This is a genomic window from Luteimonas huabeiensis HB2 (genome assembly GCF_000559025.1).
GTDB lineage: Bacteria > Pseudomonadota > Gammaproteobacteria > Xanthomonadales > Xanthomonadaceae > Luteimonas > Luteimonas huabeiensis.
In genome coordinates, this window is the sequence record NZ_JAAN01000005.1 from 45,955 (window position 1) to 63,021 (window position 17,067).

Genomic DNA, 17,067 nt, shown 5'->3' on the forward strand with positions numbered 1-17,067 from the left:
GACGTCCCGCATGGATGCCTGGATGCGACGACATCGGGATTGGCGCTCGTTCGCCTCGAGCGCGCTGTTGGTGGCCGCGTTGTCCGGCTGCCACGGCGCAGCGCTGGCGCAGCCCGCTGCAGCGCAGCCCGACTCGGTGGAGCATGCCGCCCCGCCCCCGTCCGACAGCGACCAATACGAGGGCGGCCGCAAGTATCGCGAATGCGTGGCCGCCGCTGGCGACGATGCCCGGACCCGGGCGCGCTGCCTGGAGGACGAGCTGACGTATCAGTACGGCGGCATGGAGCGGTTCTTGTGGGGGATGGAGGTCAAGCTCGACCCAGCGCGGGCACGCGCCTTGCGCGCCGAGCAGCGCGAGTGGGAGGAGGACACCGATCGCCTGTGCGCCGCCGCGACGGTCGAAGCCCGGCCCGCCAGCCAGCTCTGCCGCCTCCAGCGCACGCGTGCGCGGATCGGCGAACTCGGCCGGCTGCGGTCGGAGCTGGATCCGGAGTTCTGGGCCAAGGACCAGCCGGATGCCGATGGATCGCTGCAATTGCGGTTGGGCGATACGTCGATCGAGATGCAGTCGGATGGCTGCATCGATCGGATGGTGAACATATTGATCTGCAGCAATGTTCGCTTGGCGATCTCAACGCCGGAGCTGAGTCGGCAGACGGTTTTCCTGCCGGAAGTCTGGCTTCCAAAGGCACTCCGGCCAGACCGTGACCCTCCCGCGATCATCGGTGCCCGCGGATCATTGGAGGCGGGCTTCAGCGAAGGCCGCAACGGCATCATCTTGACCGATATCGACGAGGATGGACACGAAGACCTGATGGTCTGGAGCGGTCCGGACGGCAGTTATGGCGATCCGTCCTACACCTATTATCTGTACGATCCGCAAGCCCGGCGGCTGGTTGAGAACACCGCGCTCGCCGCGCTGATGGAAGGTCATTCCCTGTCGCGGATCGTGCGTGGCCGCATCTACGCCTGGTATCGCAGCGGACCGTGCGATCGCGGCGAGAAGCTGATAGAGGTGCACGATGCCGTTCCCCGGATCGTGGCGCGCAGGGATTACGCCGCCTGCGGAGAGAATGCACTGGATGCGGAGGAAATCTTCGACGATTCGTGGATGACGACGCCGCAAGGAGAGCCGACACCGTGAGCGATGGATATGGGCGCAGCGCGCCTTCGCCGATCAGTCGCGACCAGTCGGTCCGCCTGATCGTGCAGACCTGCCTGGCGGAAGGGGTGACCGACCCGCGCCAGATCGCCTATGTGCTGGCGACCGCACAGCACGAGAGCCAGAACTTCACCAGTCTCGAAGAGGAACACGGCCGCAAGCAGGCGGCGCAGAGGGGCTATGAAGGCAATGAGCGCACCGAGGGCGGCGCGATACTGGGCCTGGGCGCCGAGGAATACTTTGGACGTGGCTATGCGCATCTGACCCACTGGTACAACTACCAGCGCCTGGGCGCGGCACTGGGGCGCGGCGACGAGCTGCTGGACAACCCGTCGCTCGCGGCCGAACCCGAGATCGCAGCCGGGGTGCTTGTCGTCGGTATGCGCGACGGCTTGTTTACCGGCCGCGGCCTCCATCACTACATCACCGCCGAAAACGCAGATCATTTCAACGCCCGCAGGATCGTGAACGGCACCGATCGTGCCTCCGACATCGCCGCGCTGGCCCGTGCGTGGGAGCCGAAGGTCGCCGATTTGGTGACCTCGGTCCGTCGAGATGGCGTCGATCTGACGCCACTGCCGGCGACGCGCGACGACGATGCGCCGTTGCGGCGCGGCGATGCGAACGCGCGCGTATTCGAGTTGCAGCAATACCTGGCGGCGTTGAACGTCGCCGATGCGGCGGGCCGGCCCTTGTCGCCCGACGGCGACTTCGGGCCCGCGACCGAGCAGGCCGTTCGCCACTACCAGGGCAGGGTGGGGATCGAGCCGCGGACCGGAACGGTCGATCAGGTGTTGTTCGACCGGATCCGGGGCGAAGCGCTGCAGGCCGAGCCGGGTTTCCGGCTCAAGACCATCATGGAACTGCACGGCCCCTTGAACGATGGCGTGCTCGCTCCCGGGGAACGCGGCGATGCGGTCGCCGACCTGCAGAGGCAGTTGCAGGGACTAGGCGCGCGCGGCGAGAACGGACAACCGCTGCGGGTCAGCCGACGCTATGACGCGGATACGCAAGCAGCCGTGCGCGGGTTCCAGCGCGACGAGGGCATCGCCCCCGCCAATGGCTTGGCCGATGAGCGCACCCGCGATGCGCTCAATGCCCGCGCAGTGGAATTCGGCCTGCCCGAGACCGTCGAAGTGGTGCGTCGCAGGCCGGAGGTCCAGAACGCACATCAGCAGCAAGCGCCGGCGCAGGAAGAAAGCACCTCGTCGGAGCAGCACCGGAGCATGCAGCAACCTCAGTCCGGCCCGTTCAACGATCCGTTCGCGGACCGCTACTTCGCCGCGGTCATGGCCGGCGACAGCGATCTCGCCGACCGGATCGCGATCGAGTTCGCGCAGTCGCCGGAAGGGCAGCGCCTGGCGCGACTGGGCGACGAGGCGCTTGCGCAGCAACAGGCGCTGGAGCGGCAGCAGGCGCTAGCGGGGCAGCAGGAGCCGATGATGCGGATGTGAGCCGCATCCGTGCGACAGGATTCAAGGGGACGCCGTCATGGATAGCCGGGATTTGAAGCCGAATGCCGACATGCCGCCGGATGCGGTGAAAGCATTGATGATGCTGCGCTCGGAAATGGCCCAGCGCGAAGCCCGCATGGGGGCCTCTTTCAACGAACAAGTGCAGTCGCTTCGGCGGGAAGTGCAGCAGTTCCGACGCGACATCGAAGGCATCGTCGGCGGTGCCGGTGCGCGGATCGTGAGGGAGGCCAAGGATGCGGTTTCCCCCGTTGCGGCTGAGTATGGCCGCGCCATCTCGGCGACCTCCGCGCATCTGCAGGGAGCCAGCAGAACCGTGTGGGCCTGGTTCGCTGCCGCCGGCTCGATCCTGCTGCTGGTGCTGCTCGTCGCTTGGGCCGTGCTGGGCTACTACCGCCGCGAGCTGGCGCAGGCCCAGGACGAGTTGGCGCGCTACGAGCATGCCGTGCCGGTGGTGCAGGCGTTCTTCGCTTCCGATGCCGTCGTGTGCGATGGCCGCATCTGCGTCAACGTCGATCCCGAGGGACGGCTGCGAGGCGACAGGAAGCAGTACCAGCAGGCGCGGCCGCGGCCGTAGCGGTTGCCATGAAGGCTAAGCGTCCGGTGCCATTACGACATTTCGCTATCCGACCGGACGACGCCCGCCGCCGCGAGGCCGTGGGCGTCGTCCGGCGTCGCGCGGCTCAGCGCGGCGGTTCGTCGCGCCGCTTGCGGGCGAGGTAGTCCTCGGCCCAGCGGTCGGCGATCTTGCCGGCGGCGTCGCGGCCGCCGAGGCCGAAGGCGAGGGCGACGGCCACGGCGACCGCGCCCAGCACCAGCCCGAAGGCGAGGTTGACGATGTCGTCGGCGATGCCCATCGCGCGCAGGCCCATCGCGATCACCAGGCCGAGGATGGCCACGCGCACGATGCGCGCGAAGCCGGCGCGGCCGTCGGGATTCGCGCGCTGGATGGCGCCGGCGGCGAGGTCGGCCAGCCAGTAGCCGACGGCCAGGATCACCACGCCGAGCAGGATGTCGCCGCCGAAGGCGATGAACATCGCCAGCAGGTCGCGCACGCCGACGAAGCCCAGCCGGTGGGCCGCCTCGACGGTCGCGAACAGCATGATGAAGAACAGCGCCAGGCGGCCGATGAAGGCGGACAGGCCGCCGCCCGAGGGCGCGGTGCGGGCGGGGGCCGCCAGCGGGTCGACCGGCGGAGCGAGATCGTCGGCCACGTGCTCGACGCGTTGCGGGCCGGGGCCCTCGCGCAACGGTGCCGAGCCGGTATCCGCGCCGGCATCCGGCACCAGGCGCGACAGCCCGAGGCGAGCGGGCAGGCGATCGGTGCCGAGGTTCTGCAGCAGGCGCACCAGCAGCCCGGTCGCGAAGCGCCCGAGGAACCAGGCCACCAGCAGGATCAGCGCCGCGGCCAGGATGTTGGGCACGGCGGTGAGCAGCAGCGCGAGCATTTCGCTGGCCGGTGCGGAGATCGCCTCGATCGCCAGCGCGTCCAGGGCCGCGATCAGGGTCGGTACGATGACCAGGATGAAGGCCAGCGTGCCGCCCAGTTCGGAGAGCCGCACGCCTTCGGTGACGTCGGCGCGGTTGCTGAAGCGGTCGATGCCGGCGGCAGCGAGCAGGTTGCTGACCAGCCCCCGCAGCACCTTGGCGATCAGCCAGCCGACGAGGCCGATGATGGCGGCGGCGAACACGTTGGGCAGCGCGCCCATGAAGCGGCCGGTGAGCTCGTTGAGCGGCGCCATCAAGCCTTCGATGCGCAGCGCGCCGACGATGGCCGGCAGGAACAGCAGCAGCACCAGCCAGTAGACGACGTTGCCCAGCACCGCCGACAGCGGCTTGACGCCGGCCGAAGCGGAGAGTTTCTCGTCCCACTGCCCGGCCGCCATCAGCCGCTCGATGCCCGCGCGCAGCACGGTGGCGAGGATCCAGGCCACCAGCGCCAGGACCGCGGCCAGCACGATGCGCGGCAGGTACAGCATCACCTCGGCGACCAGGGCCGAGAACGGGCCGTACAGGCCGTCGATCCGCAGCACGCTGAAAACGCCGATCAGGGTCAGCAGGATCACGAACCAGAAGGCGATCGAGGCGGCCACGCCGACCACGTCGAACTGGGAGCGGGTCTGCGAGCCGACGCGCTCGTTGAGGCGCAGGCGGTTCAGCCCCTTGCGGATGCCGCCGCGCGCGAGCAGCGCGAGCAGCAGGCCGACGACCAGGATCAGGACGGCGCCGAGCACGGACGGGAGGTACTGGCCCAGGCTGAATTCGAGATGGCGGGCGAGAGGTTGCGGTTCCATGTGCGGACTCCACGGTCGAAGAATGGCGGCGTCGCGAGGACGGACGGCGAACGCGAGTCCACTATGAATACAGCCCGGGCTGTGGGCCGGAAGTGAACGGCAGCTGCACGCGTCAGGCCAGCAGCGGCGCGAGCAGGCCCAGCGGGTGGTGGGCCCGGGCGATGGTGTAGATCGCGCCGAACGTCGCCAGCGCGGCCACGTAGCAGACCGCGCGCGCTCGGCGCGTACGCGCTCGCTTGAGCGCGAAACTGCCCAGGATCACATAGACGACCAGCAGCGAGAGCTTGGCGGCCAGCCAGCCGTTGGCGTAGAGCGCGCCCGGCAGGATGGTGAGCAGCATCATCGCCGCGGTGAGCAGGGCGGTATCGATCGTGTAGCTGGTCCAGCGCACCACGGCGTGCTGCGGCCAGCGCATGCCGGCCAGGGCGCAGGCGCCGCGCAGCGCGAACAGCGCGCCGCTGGTCAGCGCCAGGCCGATGTGGGCGTGCTTGATCTGCGGATAGAACTCGATCATCGAGGAAGTCCGTGGGTGGGGTCAGCCGGGGTGGCCGTCGGCGCGCGGACGCAGGTAGATGCCGCCCAGGTGCGCCACCCAGGGGGAGAGGGCGGCCAGCCAGCCGAGTGCGGCCACCGCCTGCCAGGCGCCGGCGTCGGGCAGCGCCTCGGCGGCGACCCGCAATGCGGCGACGACCTGCACGGCGACGAAGGCATACCGGGCCACGCCGGGCATGACCAGCGCGCGCCCGGAATGGCCCTGGGTCACCCGCGTCACCATCGCCACCAGCACGCTGGCGAAGAAGCCCACGAACAGCGCGTGCGCGGGGCCGCGGCCGAGCCAGTACACGCCGGTCGCGAGATACGCCAGGCTCTGTCCGGCGTACAGCGCGAAGGCCAGCGGCAGCCACGCCAGGCCCACGAACAGCGCGGCCAGCAGGGCGGGCTGGCGGCCGCGCGGCCACCAGCGCCAGAGCATGGCGGCGGTCAGCGCCAGCAGCGGCAGGTCGGCCAGCCACAGCCAACCGTAGAGATGGAGCAGCTCGAAGACCAGATGGGCCAGGCACAACGGCCACAGCGCGGCCAGCAGCCACAGCGGCCGCCACTCGCGATAGCCGGGGACCACGCGCCCGGCGAAGAACGGGAACATGCGGTGGGCCACGGTGAGGTACAGCGGAACCAGGAAGCCGAAGCTGCCCAGCTTGATGCTGGCGAAGGCCCACAGCGCCGAGCCGCCGAGCAGGTACGCCATCCAGGCGGCCAGGCCCAGGCCGCCCAGCGCCAGCGCGGCGAAGCAGGAGCGCGCGTGCCAGGTGACGCCGCGTTCGCGCCAGAGCAGCGGGCCGAGTGTGGCCAGACCCGCCAGCCAGGCGGCGACCGTCAGCCAGGCCCCCACGGTGATGCCGACGCTCCAGCCGAGCGCGCCGAGCAGGGTCGCCAGCTGGCCGCCGATCAGGCCCGCGCCCACGGGCAGGTAGTGCGCGCGCGAGAACGGCGGCAGCCCCATCCAGCGCGGGAAGGTCGTGAGCAGGAAGCCGAACACGAAGCTCGGCAGCACCTGGTACTGCATCACGAACGCGTGCAGCCAGCCGGCATAGGGCTGGGGCTGCGCGAGCGCGAAGGTCTGCCAGCGCGAAGCGGCCAGCCACGCCGCCCACCAGGCCATCGCCAGCAGCACGTTGCTGGCGCCGACGAAGAACAGGGCGCGGTGCGGTGCCTCGGCCAGCCAGCGCGGCGAAGGGCGCGGCGCGGGGGCGGGGGAAGGAACGGTTCGCATGCGGTCAGCCTGCCATCGCGACGCGGCCGGCGCCTTGACTTGCGTCAGCGCCGGCCGCAGCGAGCCCGGAACGGGCGCGGCGTCAGTCGCGCGCGTCCTCGGCGATGGCCTCGGGCGATTCCCGCTTCGGCGCCACCCACAGCCGCAGCACGAACCAGGTCAGCGCCAGCGCGCCGATGCTGAAGATCGTGTCGCCCGGCACGCGCATCCATATCAGCAGGTCGACGATCGGCCGCTGCATGAACTCGGCCGAGCGCGCGTAGGCATAGCCGTGCTCGATCGCCGCCAGCAGCTGCATCGTGCCCAGCGGCAGCAGGGTGAGCAGCGCCATCAGGGCGAGGCCGATGTTGAGCGCCCAGAACGCCACCTTCAGCGCGCCGGCGTCCCAGCGCATCTGGCCGCGCAGCCCGCGCAGGCAGAACAGCATCAGCGCGATGCCGAGCATGCCGTACACGCCGAACAACGCGGTGTGCCCGTGCAGCGGGGTCAGGTTGAGGCCCTGCATGTAGTACAGCGACAGCGGCGGGTTGATCAGGAAGCCGAACAGGCCGGCGCCCACCAGGTTCCAGAACGAGACCGCGATGAAGAACAGCACCGGCCAGCGGTAGCGCTTCATCCACAGCGTGGACTTGCCCAGCTTCCAGGTGTGGTACGCCTCGAAGCCGAGGTAGGCCAGCGGCACCACCTCCAGCGCGGAGAAGCTCGCGCCCAGGGCCACCACCGCGGTCGGCGTACCGCCGATGAAGTACAGGTGGTGCAACGTGCCGAGCACGCCGCCGGCCATGAAGACGATGGTCGCGAACAGCACCGCCACCGTCGCCACCGAGGTGCGCACCAGCCCGAGGCGGGTGAAGATCAGCGCCATCACCGCGGTGGCGAAGACCTCGAAGAAGCCTTCCACCCACAGGTGCACCAGCCACCAGCGCCAGTACTCCACCTCGGAGATGTGGGTGTGCTCGCCCCACATCAGCGCCGAGGCGAAGAACAGGCCGATGGCGGCGGTGGCCAGGAACAGCAGGGCCACGATCGAGCGCGACTCGTTCTGCTTCGAGGTCAGCACCGGCCACAGCGCGCGGCCGACCAGCAGCACCCACAGCAGCAGGCCGACGAACAGGAACCACTGCCAGAAGCGCCCCATGTCGGCGTATTCCCAGCCCTGGTGGCCGAACCAGAAGTTGTGCTCCAGGCCGAGCTTCTGCATCACCGCGAACCACTGCCCGGCGAACGAACCGACCACGATCACCAGCAGGCATAGGAACAGGAAGTTCACCCCCAGGCGCTGGAAGCGCGGCTCGTGGCCGGACAGCGCCGGCGCGATGTACAGGCCGGTGCCGAGCCAGGCGACCGCGATCCACAGCACCGCGAGCTGGGTATGCCAGGTGCGCGAGAGCGAGTAGGGCAGGATCTCCGACAGCGCGAAGCCGTAGGCCACCTGGCCCTCGACCTGGTAATGCGCGGTGATCGCGCCCAGCAGGATCTGCACCAGGAACAGCGCCAGCACCACCCAGAAGTACTTGGCCACCGCCCGCATGGACGGGGTGATGCGCAGGGTCGCGAAGGGATCGCGCGCGGGCAGCGTGTGGCCCCGCTCATCGCGGTCCTCGGACACCGCATGGTGCCAGCCCAGCAGGCCGATGCCGGCGATCAGGAACAGCACGCTGAACACCGACCACAGCCACAGCGGCGCGGCCGGGGCGTTGCCCACCAGCGGCTCGGCGGGCCAGTTGTTCGTGTAGGTGACCGGCTTGGACTGCGCGCCCTGCCGGTCGGGCGCCGGCGCGCCGTCCTGGGCCGTCGGGCGCTCGGTGGTCGCGGCCCACGCGGTCCACCAGAAGAACGCCGTCAGCGCCTGCCGGTGGGCGGCGTCGGGCACGGTGTTCTCCTTCATCGCGTAGGCTTCGCGCAGCTCGGCGGTGGCCGGATCGTTGCCGAACAAGCTGACGTAATGCGCGGCCACGTCCCCGACCGCGCGCGCGCGATCGGCCGGCAGCGTGATGGTGCCGGCGGCCTCGTCGTAGGTGTTGGTGCGCATCATGGCCTGCAGGCGACGCTGCAGGCCGGCCTGCCGCTCGGCCGGCAGCTGCGCCCAGCGCTCGCCGCCTTCCTCGCGCGCCCAGGCGTCGAGGATCGTCGTCGCTTCCCGGTGCAGCCAGTCCGCGCTCCAGTCCGGTGCGACGTAGGCGCCGTGGCCCCAGATCGAGCCCAGCTGCATGCCGCCGATGGACTGCCAGACCTGGCGGCCGCGTTCGATGTCGGCGCGGGTGTAGAGGACCTGGCCGTCCTCGGCGAGTACCCGTTCGGGCACGGGGGGCGCGGCGCGGAAGATTCCGCTTCCGGCCCAGAGCAGTACGGCGAACGAGGCGAGCAGCAGGGCGATGAGGCCCAGCCACAGCTTGCGATAGCTGGTCATGAGGATCTCCGATTCGAGCCCGCGCATGGTCGAACCGGGGGCGGGGACCCGCCATGACGTAGGTCAAGCGGCCGGGCGTCGGCCGCCGGCAGCCGCGCCCGCGCGCGCGATCAGTGACGCAGGACCGGCGCGGCCAGGGCCTCGATGCGCGCGCGGTCGAGGATCTCGACCTCGCGCCGCTCCACGCCCAGCATGCCCTCGGCCTGGAAGCGCTTCAGCACGCGGCTGACGGTTTCCGGCGCCAGGCGCAGGTAGTTGGCGATGTCGGTGCGCGCCATGGTGAGCTGGAAGCGGTCGGGCGAGAATCCCCGCGCCGCCAGGCGCTGCGAAATGCCGATCAGGAACGCGGCCATGCGTTCGTCGGCGCTCCAGTCGCCGGCGAGCAGGGCGGCGCGGCCGATATCGCGGCTGAGCAGGCGGAACAGGTGCCGCTGCAGGCCGGGCAGGCGCGCGGCCAGCACCGAGATCTTGGGGAACGAGAACCGGCACAGCATGACCGTGTCCAGCGCGACGGCGTTGCAGGGGTAGGTGTCGCCGTCGATCCCGTCCAGGCCGATGACCTCGCCGGGCAGGTGGAAGCCCAGCACGTGCTCGCGGCCGTTGCGGTCCACGACGTAGGTCTTCACCGTGCCCGCGCGCACCGCGGCGATGGCCTCGAACGGGTCGCCGGTGCGGAACAGGTGGTCGCCGGCGTGGACGGGCCCCACGTGCTGCACCAGCATGTGCAGATCCTGCAGCGACCCCTTGTCCATGCCCTCGGCCAGGCAGGCCTGGGAGAAGGCGCAGGTCGAGCAGAAATTCAGCGCGTCGCCGTCGTCGGCGAGCACCCGTTCGTCGATGCGGGGAAAGGTGAGATCGCTCACGCGCCGGAACCGTGCGCTCAGATCGCGCGGGAATAGCGTGGAGCGTCCTGGGCTGGAGGCGAGGCGGCGAGATAACGGTCGAAGCACATGGCGATGTTCCGTAGCAGCAGCCGGCCGCGGGCGGTGACCGAGATTCTATCCCGCTCCACGCGCACCAGGCCATCGCCCTCGAAAGGGCGCAACCGGGCCAGCGCGTCGGCGAAATAGACCCGGAAATCGATCGCGAACCGGCGCTCCAGCATGTCCACCGGCACCTCGGCGCGGCACATCAGCTGCTGGATCAGCTCCGCGCGCAGCACGTCGTCCTCGGACAGGTGCATGCCGCGGAAGACCGGCAGCCGGCCCTCGTCGATCGCCGCCTGCCAGCTCGGCAGGTCGCGCGGGTTCTGGCTGAAGCTGTCGCCGATATGGCTGATCGCGCTCACGCCCAGGCCGACGAGGTCGCTGTCGGCGTGGGTGGTGTAGCCCATGAAGTTGCGGTGCAGGCTGCCGCGGGCCTGGGCCAGGGCCAGCTCGTCGTCGGGCAGGGCGAAGTGGTCCATGCCGATGTAGACGTAGCCGGCTGCGGTGAGCCGCTCGATCGCCAGCCGCAGCAGCGCGAGTCGGGCTTCGGCGTCGGGCAGTTCGGCGGGGTCGATCCGGCGCTGCGGGCGGAACATCGTCGGCAGGTGGGCGTAGCCGTACACCGCCAGCCGGTCCGGACGCTCGGCGATCACCGCGTCGAGCGTGCGGGCGAAGCCGTCGGGCGTCTGCCGGGGCAGGCCGTAGATCAGGTCCAGGTTGACCGAGCGGAAGCCGTGTTCACGGCAGGCGCGCACGATGCGGAAGGTCTGCTCCTGCGACTGCACGCGGTTCACCGCGGCCTGCACGTCCGGGTCGAAGTCCTGCACGCCGAGGCTGGCGCGATTGAACCCGGCGCGCGCCAGCATCCCGACCTCGTCCGGGGCGATGTGGCGCGGGTCGAGCTCGATCGAGATGTCGCGCTCGGGGCTGTCGGAGAAGTGGAACTGCCGCCGCAGCGCGTCCACCGTGTCGTTGAGCTGCGCGGGAGACAGGAAGTTGGGCGTGCCGCCGCCGAAGTGGAGCTGGATCGCCTCGCGGTCGCGGTCGAACAGCTGCGCGACCATCGCGATCTCGCGGTACAGCCGCACCAGATAGGCCTCGCCGCGCGCGGTGTCGCGGGTGATGATGCGGTTGCAGCCGCAGTAGAAGCACGGGCTGGTGCAGAAGGGCACGTGCACGTACAGCGACAGCCGCCGCGGGATGGGGTCGCCGTTGCTGGCGCTGGCCGCCGCCCGCAGCGCATCCTCCCGGAACGCGGTGCTGAATTGCGGCGCGGTGGGGTAGGAGGTGTAGCGCGGACCGGGCCGGTCGTAGCGCCGCAGCAGGTCGGGATCGAGGACGGGGCTGAGCATGCTGGGAATCCTGCCCGCCGGGCGGCGCGGTCGCCTTGACGGCGGTCAACCCGTGCGCGATCGCGCACGGGGCTGGCGCGAGCGCGCCTGCGCCCGGGGTGGGCGCAGGCGCGTCGGCGACGCTAGCGTCCGGCGCGCGGCAGCGAGACGTCGGTGGTCGGCCGGATCGGGCCGGCCGCGGACGGCTGCGTCATCAGGTCGTGATCCCACTTGTCGCCATCGACCCGCACGTGCGCGGCCGCGCCCAGCTCGATCGCCTCGATCAGGTTGTGGTTGAGGTAGACGTGCAGGCCGGGCTGGCGGAACGTGTAGAGCGCCGCGCCGGCGGAGCCGCCGCGGATGAACCACGTCTCCAGGTTGCGGAGCGGGGCGTTGGCGAACTTGCCCTCCTCCCAAACGTAGTCGCCGTGGCCGCCGATCAGGTGGGGCCGCGTGTCGCGGTTGGCCTGCGAGTGCACGAACAGGACCGTCTCGCCGACGCGGCTGGTCATCGCGTTGTCGCCGGTCAGCGCGCCCACCGCGCCGTTGAAGACCACGTGCGTGGGCACCAGGCTGCGCATGGCGGCCAGCGTGTCGGGCAGCGATTCGGCGTGCGAGGCGTAGGTCTTGAACGCGCCGTTCTCGTCGCGCGGGATGTAGAACTCGGTCTCGCCCACGTAGTAGACGCGATCGTAGCGCAACGCATGTCCCTGCCCGTCGCTCAGGCCTTCGCGGGGCAGCACCATCACCGTGCCGTGCATGCCCTGGACCACGTGCCACGGCGTCATCGACCCGCCCGGCGCGCAGTGGTAGACGAAGGTGCCCGCGCGCGTGGCTTTCCAGCGCAGCGTGACCTCCTGGCCCGGCTGCACGACGGTGAAATCGCCGCCGCCCAGCGCGCCCGTGGAGGCGTGGAAGTCGATGTTGTGCGGCATGGTGTTGGTGGCCGGGTTGACCAGGGTGACTTCCACGTAGTCGCCCTCGTGCACCACCATCAGCGGGCCGGGGATGGAGCCGCCGAAGGTCATCGCGAGCATCTTGGTGCCGTCGCCGTCGACGACGATTTCCTTCTCCTCGATGGGCAGGGTGAACTGCACCACCTTGGGGCCGCCGCTCGCGGCCTGCTCGTGTTCGTGCACGAAGGGCGGGCGCACCAGTTGCACGCGCTCCCGCGGCAGGTTGGCGAGGTCGGACGCCTCGGCGCGCGTGCGCGTCATCAGTTCGAACGCGTTCTCGGCATGCGCCGGCGTGGCGAGGGCGCCGCCGGCCAGCGCGAGCGCGGCGGCGAGCAGTGAGGTCCTGACGAGTTTCATTTGGGTGTTCTCCGGTCGTTGTGCGGTCGATGCGGTATGGGGACAGGCTATGCAGGTGCGGTTCGAGCCACCTTGATTCCGATCAAGTGGGCGACGGTTTTCCGTGCGTACGCCCGGGCGCGCCTCCGAGCGGTTCAACCGCCGCAGCCGCCGCAGCACACCGACGGCAGCTGCACGATCCGGTCCGCTGCGACGCGGTGTCCGGCGCGCGCCAGCGCCAGCGCGATCTCGACCTCCCCGGCGTAGGTGGACACGCGCAGCGCGCCGGTGGCCGGATCGATGTCGACGAGCGCGGCGGGGTCGAGCGCCTGCAACTGCAGGGCGATGGGCTCGAGGTCGAGCGGTGCGGTGTCCAGGTGGATGTCGAACTGCATTGCGGCGCTCCTGGGGGAGTGGCGGGTGAGGCGAGGGCGCTTGCGCGCGTCGCCGGCGCACCTTGCGCGCGCTGGCGCCGTCCCGCCCTGACCTGGGTCAAGCCGCGGTCCGCACGCTCATTCGGGCCAGTGCGGCGCCAGCAGCGCAGCGGCATCGCAGGGATGGCACAGCGTCAGCCGGGCGCAGCCCGCGTCCTCGCGGTCCAGGCGCCAGGCGAAGCCGAGGCGGTCGAGCAGCGGCCACATCGGCTCCGGGGGCGGGGCCGTGATCGCCACCAGCCGCTCGCCGGGCGGCAGCGACAGCAACGCCTCGGCGATGCGCTCGATCGGTTCGGGCGGCGGCAGGTGGCGCAGGTCCAGATGCATGCGCGCGAGACGAGGGGCGGAGCGGCGACCATGCACGCCGCCGCATCGCCGCGCATTGATCCACATCAGGGCCGAGGCGATGGCGGTCGCGGCGCTTGATGCAGGTCAAGCCGCGTGCGCACTGCGACATTCGGTCGCATCCGTGGCGCGCCCGGCGGTGCTGAACTGTGCGCGAAACGAGGAGACCTCATGAACAAGCATCTGCTCTGCATCGCGCTGGCCGCGGCGTCCGCGCAGGCCGCCGCCGCGGCGCCCGCCGACGATGGCGCCATCGACGAGCGCATCGCCACGCTCGACGCGCTGGTGGTCACCGGCATCGCCCCGGTCGCCGCGCTGACCTTCGTCACCGATCCGCGCCTGCCGCGCCAGCCGGTGCCGGCCAGCGACGGCGCCGACTACCTCAAGACGGTGCCGGGCTTCGCCGTGCTGCGCAGCGGCGGTACCAACGGCGACCCGGTGCTGCGCGGCATGTTCGGCTCGCGGCTCAACCTGCTGGCCGGCGACGGCGCGATGATGGGGGCGTGTCCGTCGCGCATGGACAACGCCATGTCCTACGTCTCGCCGGAGACCTACGACCGGTTGACGATCGTCAAGGGTCCGCAGACGGTGCTGTGGGGCGGCGGCGCGTCGGCGGGCACGGTGCGCTTCGAGCGCGAGATCCCCTACTTCGACCGCGCCGGCGCGCGCGCCTCGGGCAGCCTGCTCGTCGGCGGCAACGGCCGCAACGACCAGGTACTGGAGGCGTCGGCGGGCGCGCCGCGCGGGTACGCCCGCTTCACCGGCAACCGTTCGCAGGCCGACGACTACCGCGACGGCGCCGGCCGCGAGGTGCCCTCGGCATGGCGGAAGTGGAACGCGGACGCCGCGTTCGGCTGGACCCCCGATGCCGACACCGTGCTGGAGGCCAGCATCGGCGCCGGCGACGGCGAGGCGCGCTACGCCGGGCGCGGCATGGACGGCGCGCAGTTCGAGCGCACCAGCTACGGCCTGCGCTTCGAGAAGAAGGCCATCGGCGGCGTGCTGGACGAGGTGTCCGCCAACCTCTACTACAACGACGTCGATCACGTGATGGACAACTACACGCTGCGCGAACCCGATCCCTCGGGCAGCATGCCGATGCCGATGGCCAGCAACGTCGCCCACCGCACCGCCGGCGGCCGCGTCGCGCTGACCTGGCGCGGCGAGCGCTGGGACCTGATCGGCGGCGCCGACGCCCGCGAGAGCCGCCATTCCAACCGCAGCGCGATGGGCCGCGGCGCCTATCGCGCGCAGCCGTGGACGGTGGACGCGCGGCTGCGCCAGGCCGGGATCTTCGCCGAGCTGCACGCGCACCTCGCGCCCGGCCGCCACCTGATCGGCGGCGCGCGCGTGGATCGCGCCGAGGCCGAGGACGCGCGCGCGCTGACCGGCGGCATGATGCCGATGCCCAACCCCACCGCCGGGCAGACCCGCAGCGAGACCCTGCCCTCGGCCTTCCTGCGCTACGAGCGCACGCTCGCGGACCGGCCGCTGCACTGGTACGCGGGCGTGGGCCACACCCAGCGCATGCCCGACTATTGGGAACTGTTCTCGCCCAAGCGCGGCCCGGACGGCGCGGCCAACGCGTTCGCCGGCGTCGCCCCGGAACGCACCACGCAGATCGACCTCGGGCTGCGCTACGGCGGCAAGCGGGTCGATGCCTGGGTGGCGCTCTACGCCGGGCGCATGCAGGACTACATCGTGTTCGACTACCTGGGCGGCGGCGCCATGGGCGCGACCACGCGCGCGCGCAACGCCGATGCCGACATCCGCGGCGGCGAAGCCGGCGCGGAGTGGCGGCCGGCGCAGGACTGGAAGCTCGGCGGCACGCTGTCCTACGCCTGGGGCGAATTGTCCGACAGCGGCCAGGCGATGCCGCAGGTGCCGCCGCTGGAGGCGCGGTTCAACGCCGGCTACGACGACGGGCGCTGGTCGGCCGGCGCGCTGCTGCGCGTGGTCGCCTCGCAGGACCGCACCAGCCAGTCGCTGGGCAACGTGGTCGGCCGCGACCTCGGCCCCAGCGCGGGTTTCGCGGTGTTCTCGCTCAACGCCGGCTATCGGTTCGACGATCGCCTGCAGATCGCGGCGGGCATCGACAACCTGTTCGATCGCGACTACAGCGAGCACCTCAATCTCGCCGGCAACAGCGCCTTCGGCTATCCCGCCGATCCGGTGCGCATCCACGAGCCCGGCCGGACCGGCTGGATCAAGCTGAGCTACCGCTACTGACGATCGCCGCGCGGCGCGCGCGCGCTTGACCGCGGTCAAGGCGCCGCCGGCGGCGCGTTCCTATGGTCTGTGCACCGCTTCCCGGCCATCACAGGAACGTCCCGATGACATCCCGCCCCCTCCGTCCGCTGGCGATCGCATTGCTGGCGATCCCGGCCCTCGCCTCCGCATCCGGCTTCTCCGACGTGCTGACCGAGGGCAAGCCCAGCCTCGACCTGCGCTACCGTTACGAACACGTCCATCAGGACAACGCGCTGCGCGACGCGCAGGCGCACACCCTGCGCACGCGGCTGGGCTGGCGCAGCGGCGAATGGCGCGGTTTCTCCGGGCTGGTGGAGTTCGACACCGTGACCCGGCTGGGCGGCGCCACCTACCACGACACCCGCAACGGGCGCGGCGACTACGCGACGATCGCCGATCCGGAAGGCGGCGAATTCAACCAGGCGCTGCTGCGCCACGACGGCGGCTACGGCAGCGTGGCCGTGGGGCGCCAGCGCATCGTGCTCGGCAACCAGCGCTTCGTCGGCGGCGTGGCCTGGCGCCAGAACGAGCAGACCTACGACGGCGTCCAGCTGCAGCTCGCGCCGGCCGATGGCCTGCGCTTCACCTACGCCTTCGTCGACCGGGTCAACACCATCTTCGGTCCCGAGGATCGACGCACCGCGACCGCCGCCAACCGGTCCGACATCGACGGCGACAGCCATCTGTTCGACCTGCGCTACGAGGCGTCGCCCGCGTTGTCGCTGGCCGCCTACCACTACCGGCTCGACCTCGACAACGCCGCGGTGAGCCCCGGCGCGCCGCTGGGCACGCTGTCCAGCCGGACCACGGGCGCGCGCCTGGGCGGCGCCTGGCGCAGCCTGTCCTACGCGGCGGAATACGCCCGGCAGACCGAAGGCGCCGGCAATCCGTGGACGCTCGACAGCGACTACCGCCTGCTCGAACTCGGCTACGCGGTGCGCCAGGCCAAGTTCACCGCCGGCTACGAGGCGCTGGGCGGCGGCACCGGCGCGGGCAACCGCGCCTTCCAGACGCCGCTGGCCACCAAGCACGCGTTCCAGGGCTGGGCCGACGTCTTCCTGACCACCCCGGCCGATGGCGTCGTGGATCGCTATCTCGGCGCCAGCGCGCCGCTGGCGGGCGGCACCGTGCAGGCGTGGTACCACGACTTCGTGCCCGAGCGCGGCGGCGGCGACTATGGGCACGAGCTCGACCTCTCCTACGCCCGCGCCATTCCCGGCGTCCAGGGCCTGACCGGCCTGCTCAAGTACGCGCGCTACGCCTCCGACGACCGCACCCGCAGCGTCGATACCGAGAAGTTCTGGCTGCAGCTGCAGTACGCCTACTGACCCGCCGCGCCGCCCGGCACGCCCGGATTTCCGTGCGCGCCGGACGGTTGGC

The 17,067-nt window shown here is 71.0% G+C and carries 14 protein-coding genes; 5 read left to right on the top strand and 9 right to left on the bottom strand.

What is annotated here, in order from left to right:
- The first annotated feature begins 10 nt into the window (after nt 1-10).
- Genes Z164_RS21205 through Z164_RS23175 form a run of 3 tightly spaced genes read left to right on the top strand, consistent with a single transcriptional unit; the run spans nt 11 to nt 3,211 of the window.
- A complete protein-coding gene (locus Z164_RS21205) occupies nt 11-1,144 on the top strand; it encodes an XAC2610-related protein (RefSeq protein WP_152540827.1) in 1,134 nt (377 codons plus the stop codon).
- Entirely contained in the window at nt 1,141-2,616 is a 1,476-nt protein-coding gene (locus Z164_RS19685) for a peptidoglycan-binding protein (protein ID WP_024888866.1), read from the top strand. The genes Z164_RS21205 and Z164_RS19685 overlap by 4 nt, the downstream gene beginning before the upstream one ends.
- Before the next feature lie 37 nt (nt 2,617-2,653).
- Nucleotides 2,654-3,211 (top strand): hypothetical protein, encoded by a 558-nt coding sequence (locus Z164_RS23175; RefSeq protein ID WP_236621728.1) that lies wholly within the window; start codon nt 2,654-2,656, stop codon nt 3,209-3,211.
- A 106-nt stretch (nt 3,212-3,317) separates the two neighbouring features.
- Here the strand turns inward: Z164_RS23175 and Z164_RS0100885 are convergent, their stop codons facing one another.
- The 9 genes from Z164_RS0100885 to Z164_RS0100925 form a co-directional block, all read right to left on the bottom strand.
- Nucleotides 3,318-4,928: a mechanosensitive ion channel gene (locus tag Z164_RS0100885; protein ID WP_024888867.1), complete on the bottom strand. Its 1,611-nt coding sequence runs from the start codon at nt 4,926-4,928 to the stop codon at nt 3,318-3,320.
- 112 nt (nt 4,929-5,040) lie between these two features.
- Nucleotides 5,041-5,442, bottom strand: coding sequence for a SirB2 family protein (locus Z164_RS0100890; RefSeq protein ID WP_024888868.1), 402 nt, complete (start codon nt 5,440-5,442; stop codon nt 5,041-5,043).
- A gap of 21 nt (nt 5,443-5,463) precedes the next feature.
- Nucleotides 5,464-6,699 (bottom strand): NnrS family protein, encoded by a 1,236-nt coding sequence (locus tag Z164_RS0100895; protein ID WP_024888869.1) that lies wholly within the window; start codon nt 6,697-6,699, stop codon nt 5,464-5,466.
- Between the two features lie 82 nt (nt 6,700-6,781).
- Complete coding sequence (locus Z164_RS0100900; RefSeq protein WP_024888870.1) at nt 6,782-9,109, bottom strand: nitric-oxide reductase large subunit; 2,328 nt, start codon at nt 9,107-9,109, stop codon at nt 6,782-6,784.
- Nucleotides 9,110-9,219: 110 nt separating this feature from the next.
- Nucleotides 9,220-9,972, bottom strand: a complete 753-nt coding sequence (locus Z164_RS0100905; RefSeq protein ID WP_024888871.1) for a helix-turn-helix domain-containing protein — start codon at nt 9,970-9,972, stop codon at nt 9,220-9,222.
- Nucleotides 9,973-9,989: 17 nt separating this feature from the next.
- A complete protein-coding gene (gene hemN / locus Z164_RS0100910) occupies nt 9,990-11,387 on the bottom strand; it encodes an oxygen-independent coproporphyrinogen III oxidase (RefSeq protein WP_024888872.1) in 1,398 nt (465 codons plus the stop codon).
- 122 nt (nt 11,388-11,509) lie between these two features.
- Nucleotides 11,510-12,679, bottom strand: coding sequence for a copper-containing nitrite reductase (nirK, locus tag Z164_RS0100915; protein WP_024888873.1), 1,170 nt, complete (start codon nt 12,677-12,679; stop codon nt 11,510-11,512).
- A gap of 134 nt (nt 12,680-12,813) precedes the next feature.
- On the bottom strand, nt 12,814-13,053 hold the full coding sequence (locus tag Z164_RS0100920; protein WP_024888874.1) for a hypothetical protein: 240 nt from the start codon (nt 13,051-13,053) through the stop codon (nt 12,814-12,816).
- Nucleotides 13,054-13,170: 117 nt separating this feature from the next.
- Nucleotides 13,171-13,419, bottom strand: coding sequence for a DUF2249 domain-containing protein (locus Z164_RS0100925; protein ID WP_024888875.1), 249 nt, complete (start codon nt 13,417-13,419; stop codon nt 13,171-13,173).
- Between the two features lie 189 nt (nt 13,420-13,608).
- On the opposite strand from Z164_RS0100925, the gene Z164_RS0100930 reads away from it, so the two are divergent.
- Both Z164_RS0100930 and Z164_RS0100935 read left to right on the top strand, forming a co-directional pair.
- Complete coding sequence (locus tag Z164_RS0100930) at nt 13,609-15,666, top strand: TonB-dependent copper receptor (protein WP_024888876.1); 2,058 nt, start codon at nt 13,609-13,611, stop codon at nt 15,664-15,666.
- A gap of 104 nt (nt 15,667-15,770) precedes the next feature.
- On the top strand, nt 15,771-17,015 hold the full coding sequence (locus tag Z164_RS0100935; protein ID WP_024888877.1) for an alginate export family protein: 1,245 nt from the start codon (nt 15,771-15,773) through the stop codon (nt 17,013-17,015).
- Nucleotides 17,016-17,067: the final 52 nt, after the last annotated feature.

Excerpts from the sequence above, each read along its gene's own strand:
- nirK (WP_024888873.1), bottom strand. The coding sequence starts at position 12,679 with ATGAAACTCGTCAGGACCTCACTGCTCGCCGCCGCGCTCGCGCTGGCC.
- Z164_RS0100930 (WP_024888876.1), top strand. The coding sequence starts at position 13,609 with ATGAACAAGCATCTGCTCTGCATCGCGCTGGCCGCGGCGTCCGCGCAG.
- hemN (WP_024888872.1), bottom strand. The coding sequence starts at position 11,387 with ATGCTCAGCCCCGTCCTCGATCCCGACCTGCTGCGGCGCTACGACCGG.
- Z164_RS0100925 (WP_024888875.1), bottom strand. The coding sequence starts at position 13,419 with ATGCATCTGGACCTGCGCCACCTGCCGCCGCCCGAACCGATCGAGCGC.
- Z164_RS0100885 (WP_024888867.1), bottom strand. The coding sequence starts at position 4,928 with ATGGAACCGCAACCTCTCGCCCGCCATCTCGAATTCAGCCTGGGCCAG.
- Z164_RS0100890 (WP_024888868.1), bottom strand. The coding sequence starts at position 5,442 with ATGATCGAGTTCTATCCGCAGATCAAGCACGCCCACATCGGCCTGGCG.
- Z164_RS0100895 (WP_024888869.1), bottom strand. The coding sequence starts at position 6,699 with ATGCGAACCGTTCCTTCCCCCGCCCCCGCGCCGCGCCCTTCGCCGCGC.
- Z164_RS23175 (WP_236621728.1), top strand. The coding sequence starts at position 2,654 with ATGGATAGCCGGGATTTGAAGCCGAATGCCGACATGCCGCCGGATGCG.
- Z164_RS0100900 (WP_024888870.1), bottom strand. The coding sequence starts at position 9,109 with ATGACCAGCTATCGCAAGCTGTGGCTGGGCCTCATCGCCCTGCTGCTC.
- Z164_RS0100920 (WP_024888874.1), bottom strand. The coding sequence starts at position 13,053 with ATGCAGTTCGACATCCACCTGGACACCGCACCGCTCGACCTCGAGCCC.
- Z164_RS0100935 (WP_024888877.1), top strand. The coding sequence starts at position 15,771 with ATGACATCCCGCCCCCTCCGTCCGCTGGCGATCGCATTGCTGGCGATC.
- Z164_RS21205 (WP_152540827.1), top strand. The coding sequence starts at position 11 with ATGGATGCCTGGATGCGACGACATCGGGATTGGCGCTCGTTCGCCTCG.